This window comes from Legionella drancourtii LLAP12 (assembly GCF_000162755.2).
GTDB classification, from domain to species: Bacteria; Pseudomonadota; Gammaproteobacteria; order Legionellales; family Legionellaceae; genus Legionella; species Legionella drancourtii.
The window spans coordinates 50524-56523 of the sequence record NZ_JH413811.1 but is presented as its reverse complement, the minus strand read 5'-3'; the positions used below and the strand labels follow the sequence as shown (position 1 = coordinate 56523).

Here is a 6000-nt window from a genome sequence, read left to right as displayed (position 1 = left end):
ATCCTTGGTCGGGGTTTTTTGGCAAAATCTACTCTAATTTTTAAAATTCGCAACTCCTTATTTTTTCTAGCTTTCGCTTCCACGCAACAATGCCGCGCGGGAATGACTGAGTGTCTTAATCTTGATGTAAGGATAAAATAATCATTATCAAGGAGATAGCATGAGTTTCATACAGGAGTTTAAAGAGTTTGCCATCAAAGGGAACGTCGTTGACTTAGCTGTTGCCGTTATCATTGGTGCGGCATTTGGCAAGATTGTTAGCACCTTAGTGAGCGGCATTATCATGCCCCTAATTGGTTTACTATTGGGTGGGGTCAATATTGCAGGCAAGGCATTTACCGTCGGTGCGGCGGTAGTCAAATGGGGAGAGTTTCTTCAATCTATTATTGATTTCACAATTATTTCCTTATCAATTTTTGTTGCCATCAAATGTATTTCGCTATTAAAAAAAGATGAAAAGAAGGAAAAAGAACCTACTCGTGAAGAAGCTTTACTGGCTGAAATTCGTGATTTATTAAAAAGTAAAGCAAAAACACAGTAAGATCAAATTGATTATAAATAGGGTTTTTTGATCTGTTTTTGTGCTATAATTTGCATATTGGCAAATGAATAAGGATATTTATGAGCGAGCTAATGAATTTAATTGCAATAATCGTCGTTTTTGGCGTGGGATTATGGCTAATTAACGCGTTTATTCCTATGCCTCCCGCAATTAAAAGTCTTCTTAATATATTGGTATTAATCATTTTAGTTATTTATATTTTGCAGTATTTTGGTTTGATAAAAACCATATTGCCAATGATTCGAATTTTGAAATAATTTAACCCTAGCTCAAGTGTTTCTAATCGTATGATGAGCGTTTGGGCTAGGGTCCATTTATTATTAGGAGCAACATTTTGCTGTCTATAAAACACTGATTGCTGAGTTCGTCGCGTTTTTATAGCGTTTAGACCGATGCCATTTTTTTGTAAATGAAAAAAGGCAGCCGCATAATGATGGCCATAATTGCCCACCAAAAAAATGGATAATAGAACATTCTTTTTTTCTTATTTAATGCATTCCAGCATGCTCTTGCACAAGTATTTGGCGAGCCTGCATAAAATATTCCGGGTAAACCATAGGTCTGTTTCGTATCAATAAACCCCAACCGCGCAATGGTTATTTGTTGACTATTGGTTGCTGCTTGCTGCAATCCTTGCAGATATACTTCGATGCACGCTTTGCTGGCACCATAGAGACTATTTTTGGCTCGACCGCGACAAGCAGCAACAGAGCTAAGATACAGTAAGTTATGCTTTAGTTGTTTTCTACTTAAGTACGTATTGATAAATAAGACGATTGTCTCAATGTTTATTTTTATAAGTTGGCTAATTGTCTTTGCATTTAAATGATCGTTGTCCGTAAAATCGCTGTGCGCAATAAATAGATCCAGTTCGTGAGCATGGTCTTTTAAAACGTCAAGCACCATTTCTGGTTTGTTTGCCATGTCTGTAATAAGGACTTCACACCGTACGTGGTAACGCAGCCAGATGTCATTGGCAATAAGATGCAATTGTTCCTCCTGGCGGCCGACTAGATACACGTGATGGTTTGCTTTAGCTGCAAGATGCGCAAATTTTTCTGCGATTATAGATGTTGCTCCTAAAATAACCCAAGTTCTGTCTGTCATATTACTATTCCTAATCGATTGGCAAGATCAGAGTGCATATTGCAGTTATATTGCTTAAGAATTTGCGAAAATTGTTTGTGGTTTGCATACACTTGTTTATATTGCATCGCATTCAATAGCATATCTTTGGCTAAATAAATACCCCCATGGGTATCGGCAATGTATTGATTCATTGCCATGATTGCATGTTTGGCCTGTTCATTATAAATAAAATCAACGGCTAGAGTAAAACCAGGTTTGCAAAATGAAAGTAGGCCTGCTCCTGATTGGGTAAAGAGTTTGAGCACGGCAAGAGTAGGGGTTGCTTTATGGAGTCTCATTAAGCCCACCAAGTGCTTTAAAGTCTCTACTGCTTGGTCTTGTGCAAATACGGCTTGGAACTGGATTAATCCTTTAGGGCCATAAAGCCTGTTCCAATGCTTGAGCTTATCCAGTGGATTATTAAACTGTTGCAGTGCTAATTTTTCTTCGCGTTTATAGTGATTGAAAAAAAATTTATTAAATAGCTTCATATCCCATGAGTGGATTAAAGAAAAAGGAAGTTTAGGTATTGCATGAAACTTAGATTTCTTTCTCACCGCTGCGTCACAGTGGTTTGCTGTGCTTAGGAGCGCGCGTGGTTCATTATTTAGTAAATCAAGCCAGGCAACTTGATAATCATGCTCAAGGCCAACGTGTGACATGGCATCAATTAGTGCATTAATTGATGTAAATTGTTTGTTTTTTGTTATAACAAAACGCGTATTTTTTTGCAAACGAAGAGCCACTTGCGTGATGGCACCTGTAAGACCTAAACCAGCAATGGTGGTATGGAATAGTACACTGTTTTCTTCGCGACTACAGCGTATTTTTTTAGTTCCGATCACTAAATCAAACCAGATTAGATGATGGCCAAGACTGCCAGCACGGTGATTATTTTTTCCATGTACATCATGAGCAATACCACCAGCAACTGTTGCATGCAGGGTCCCTGGGATAACGGGTGGAATAAAATCGGGATGCACTAAAAAAAGATCGTTAAAGACAGCCCCTCCCTGACAGACTACAATACCTGTTTCTGTATCAAAGCGAATTAAGTGATTAAAGCGGCTGCTGTCAACAAGGGTACCATTCGTATTAAAGCAACTGTCATTATAACTTAAGCCAGAACCACGGATGAGTAGTGATTGCTGCTGATGCGTCGCCATATAATCTGCCAGTTGTTGCTCATTATCAGGACGTATACACGAGGCTTGGCTAGATAGTGCGCGACTGAAATTAGAGACTATTATCTTTTTGCTGCGCATGTAGGATTGCCTGTACGGTTGATTATGGTGTAAAACTATAGTTCATTTAAGAATTGATTGAAAAGGAATTATGATGAAAGCAGTTATTTTTTTAGGTGGTATTTTAAGTTTTTTTCTCTCTTTTTTTGCTGTTGCTGCAGATATTCCCCAAGATAATATAGGTGCACAAAAATACGATAAGCAGCAATGCATCGATAATGCGGCACAAGCATGCATTAACTCGGCATGTTTAAATTCAGAACAAATTGATTGTCAGGATAATTGTCGGAAAATGGCACAAGAAAAGTGTCAAGAAGAAAGTAATGAGTGATTTCTGATGAAATAGATATCTTATCTTTGTCAAATCATTGACGAAACCATCTAGGTTATGTCAAATTATTAGAAGTGGATAAGACAGGCCTTTGATTTAAATATAATTTTTTATATGGCATGTATTTTGCATATAAAGCGATTTAGAAAAAACAATTAAGTCTGTTGTAACTTGAATTTAATGGTTGAGTTCAGGTATTGGATAGTATGGATTACTTATGGCTGAAAAAAATGTTTTATCACAAGAAGAAATAGATGCTCTTCTGCAATCAGTTGATGAGTCTTCTGAAGGTGAGGCTCAAGAGGCAGAAACCCAGGAAACTGCCGATGTAAAATCTCCACGTAAAAAAACACCAAGAGCAGGGAAATATGCTGAGAGCGAGAGCGATTCGTCAATTGAATCTACGGTTGTCTTTGATGACAGTGAAGTAAAAACACTTAATTTCTCTTCTCAAGAGCGAATTGTTAAAGGCAAATTGCCTGTACTTGATCGAATCTATGATCGTGCTGTACGCTCCTTTGCAACTGATATTTATCAGCTTACTGCTAAAGATTTTGAAATTACTCAAGATCAAATGTTAATTATCAAGCATCGTGATTTCATGGAAAGCTTGCCAAATCCAAGTTTGATGAGCATTTATAAATTTAAACCATTGCGCGGCAAAGGGATTATCATGTTTGATAGTACTTTTGTTTATGATTTGGTGGATTATTATTTTGGTGGTAGTACACAATTTTTGGCGCAAAAAGATAGAACTGACTTTACTGCTACTGAATTGCGTGTCATGGAAGCGGTCACTACAAAGCTGATTGCAAATCTGACTTTAGCCTGGAAACCAATTATTCAATTGGATATTAGCAAATTTAATGATGAAACAAACCCTCAATTAGTCAATATCGCCGAACCTGATGAAATGCTCTTGGTGGTGCGTTTTTCATTGGATTTTGGCAAAGAGACAGGTGATTTTTACTTTATTTTACCGTACACCATGGTTGAACCCATTAAGGAACAATTGGAATTAGGAGCCTCCCGTCCAGACGATGAAATTGATCCAAACTGGGTCAAATCATTAAAAGAAGAATTAATGGATGTTGAGTTAGTTATCAGCTCTGCAATGGCGCAAACAAAAAGTACCTTAGGCACTGTAATGTCTTGGCAGGCAGGTGATTTTATACCGATGGAAATGAAAGAAATAGTTACCTTGGATGTTGAAGGTACCCCGGGATATACTGCAACCTTAGGTACAGCCAACGAAAAACGTGCTTTAAAAATAATAAAAAATATTAGTTATTAGGGGATTGGGATGGCGCAAGATTCAGCAATGGAACAACCAAAACAAACAACATTGCCTCAGGAAGCTGACAGTGAAAAAATGGATTTGATTTTAGACATACCTGTGTCAGTTACTGTAGAAATCGGTCGTACCAAAATGACCATACGTAACTTACTTCAGTTAAATCAGGGCGGGATTGTTCCTCTTGATCGTTTAGCCGGTGATCCTCTGGATGTCTTAGTCAATGGTACATTAGTTGCACATGGAGAAGTCGTTGTCGTCAATGATAAATTTGGTGTGCGTTTAACTGACATTGTGAGTAAGGCTGAGCGGATTAAGCGATTAAGATGATTCAACATGCAATTACTCAAGGCGAGCTCATGCGCGTAGTGCTGGGCTTGTTATTGGTTTTATTACTTATTCTGGTTTTATCCTGGCTTGTGAAGCGATTACAAAATGTTCATTTAGGCTCATCCAAAGGGTTTCAATCCATTGCCAGCATGATGCTAGGACCTAAGGAAAAAATAATGTTGTTGAAAGTGGGGGCTCGGTATTTGCTCCTGGGGTTTGGTTCGGGGCATGTCACACTTTTGTATGATTTTGGCGAAGAGCTCCCTTTCGGGTTTGATTCAACAAATAAACCATCATTTGCAGAATTGTTTAAATCTGTGGTAGTGAAATAATAACTATGAAATTAAAGAATTATTTTATCCTTATTGCCTTACTTAGTTTCTTGCCGTTTGTATTACAAGCAGCCTCTTTCTCATTACCTGCAATGACTATGCAACCAAGCGCTAATGGTGGACAGGCATACAGTGTTAATTTGCAAATTTTAATTTTCATGACTTTGTTAACGGTTTTGCCAGGAATGCTTATGGCAATGACGGCATTTACAAGGATCATTATTGTTTTATCCATTTTACGCCAGGCAATTGGTCTGGCGCAGGCTCCTACGAACCAAGTATTAATTGGCATTGCCTTATTTATGACGTATTTTGTGATGGCACCAACGTTTAATAAGATTAATGACACTGCTCTGCAGCCGTATTTAGCCGAGACTATAAAATTCCCACAAGCTATGGCAAATGCACAAGAACCACTACGTGATTTTATGTTGAATCAAACACGCAAAAATGACCTGGCTTTGTTTGAAAAATTTGCCAATAAACAACCCGCTTCATTAAACGATGTACCTATGAGTGTCATTATCCCTGCTTTTATAACCAGTGAATTGAAAACGGCCTTTCAAATTGGTTTTATTTTATTTTTGCCATTTTTAATTATTGATTTGGTTGTATCGAGCGTTTTAATGGCTATGGGGATGATGATGTTGTCGCCTTTGATTATTTCCTTACCATTTAAAATTATGTTGTTTGTGATGGTTGATGGCTGGACGTTAATCCTTGGCTCTTTGGCATCGAGTTTTGCGATTAGTTAGGGCATTGGAAGAGCACTGCCATTA

At 37.8% G+C, this 6000-nt stretch carries 9 protein-coding genes; 7 read left to right on the top strand and 2 right to left on the bottom strand.

What is annotated here, in order from left to right; translation table 11 throughout:
- Positions 1-160 precede the first annotated feature (160 nt).
- A complete protein-coding gene (gene mscL, locus LDG_RS05595) occupies positions 161-541 on the top strand; it encodes a large-conductance mechanosensitive channel protein MscL (protein ID WP_006870218.1) in 381 nt (126 codons plus the stop codon).
- 80 nt (positions 542-621) lie between these two features.
- Positions 622-819: a Thivi_2564 family membrane protein gene (locus LDG_RS05590; RefSeq protein ID WP_006870217.1), complete on the top strand. Its 198-nt coding sequence runs from the start codon at positions 622-624 to the stop codon at positions 817-819.
- A 127-nt stretch (positions 820-946) separates the two neighbouring features.
- On the opposite strand, the gene LDG_RS05585 is transcribed toward LDG_RS05590, so the two are convergent.
- Both LDG_RS05585 and LDG_RS05580 read right to left on the bottom strand, forming a co-directional pair.
- Positions 947-1669 (bottom strand): SDR family NAD(P)-dependent oxidoreductase, encoded by a 723-nt coding sequence (locus tag LDG_RS05585; RefSeq protein ID WP_006870216.1) that lies wholly within the window; start codon positions 1667-1669, stop codon positions 947-949.
- Entirely contained in the window at positions 1666-2955 is a 1290-nt protein-coding gene (locus LDG_RS05580; protein ID WP_006870215.1) for an FAD-binding oxidoreductase, read from the bottom strand. The genes LDG_RS05585 and LDG_RS05580 overlap by 4 nt, the downstream gene beginning before the upstream one ends.
- Positions 2956-3028: 73 nt before the next feature.
- On the opposite strand from LDG_RS05580, the gene LDG_RS05575 reads away from it, so the two are divergent.
- From LDG_RS05575 to fliP, 5 genes are all read left to right on the top strand, one after another.
- Complete coding sequence (locus LDG_RS05575; protein ID WP_006870214.1) at positions 3029-3265, top strand: hypothetical protein; 237 nt, start codon at positions 3029-3031, stop codon at positions 3263-3265.
- A 217-nt stretch (positions 3266-3482) separates the two neighbouring features.
- Positions 3483-4559: a flagellar motor switch protein FliM gene (gene fliM / locus LDG_RS05570; RefSeq protein ID WP_006870213.1), complete on the top strand. Its 1077-nt coding sequence runs from the start codon at positions 3483-3485 to the stop codon at positions 4557-4559.
- Between the two features lie 9 nt (positions 4560-4568).
- A complete protein-coding gene (gene fliN, locus LDG_RS05565; RefSeq protein ID WP_006870212.1) occupies positions 4569-4889 on the top strand; it encodes a flagellar motor switch protein FliN in 321 nt (106 codons plus the stop codon).
- Positions 4886-5221, top strand: coding sequence for a flagellar biosynthetic protein FliO (fliO, locus tag LDG_RS05560; RefSeq protein ID WP_006870211.1), 336 nt, complete (start codon positions 4886-4888; stop codon positions 5219-5221). The genes fliN and fliO overlap by 4 nt, the downstream gene beginning before the upstream one ends.
- Positions 5222-5226: 5 nt before the next feature.
- On the top strand, positions 5227-5976 hold the full coding sequence (gene fliP, locus LDG_RS05555; protein ID WP_006870210.1) for a flagellar type III secretion system pore protein FliP: 750 nt from the start codon (positions 5227-5229) through the stop codon (positions 5974-5976).
- Positions 5977-6000 lie beyond the last annotated feature (24 nt).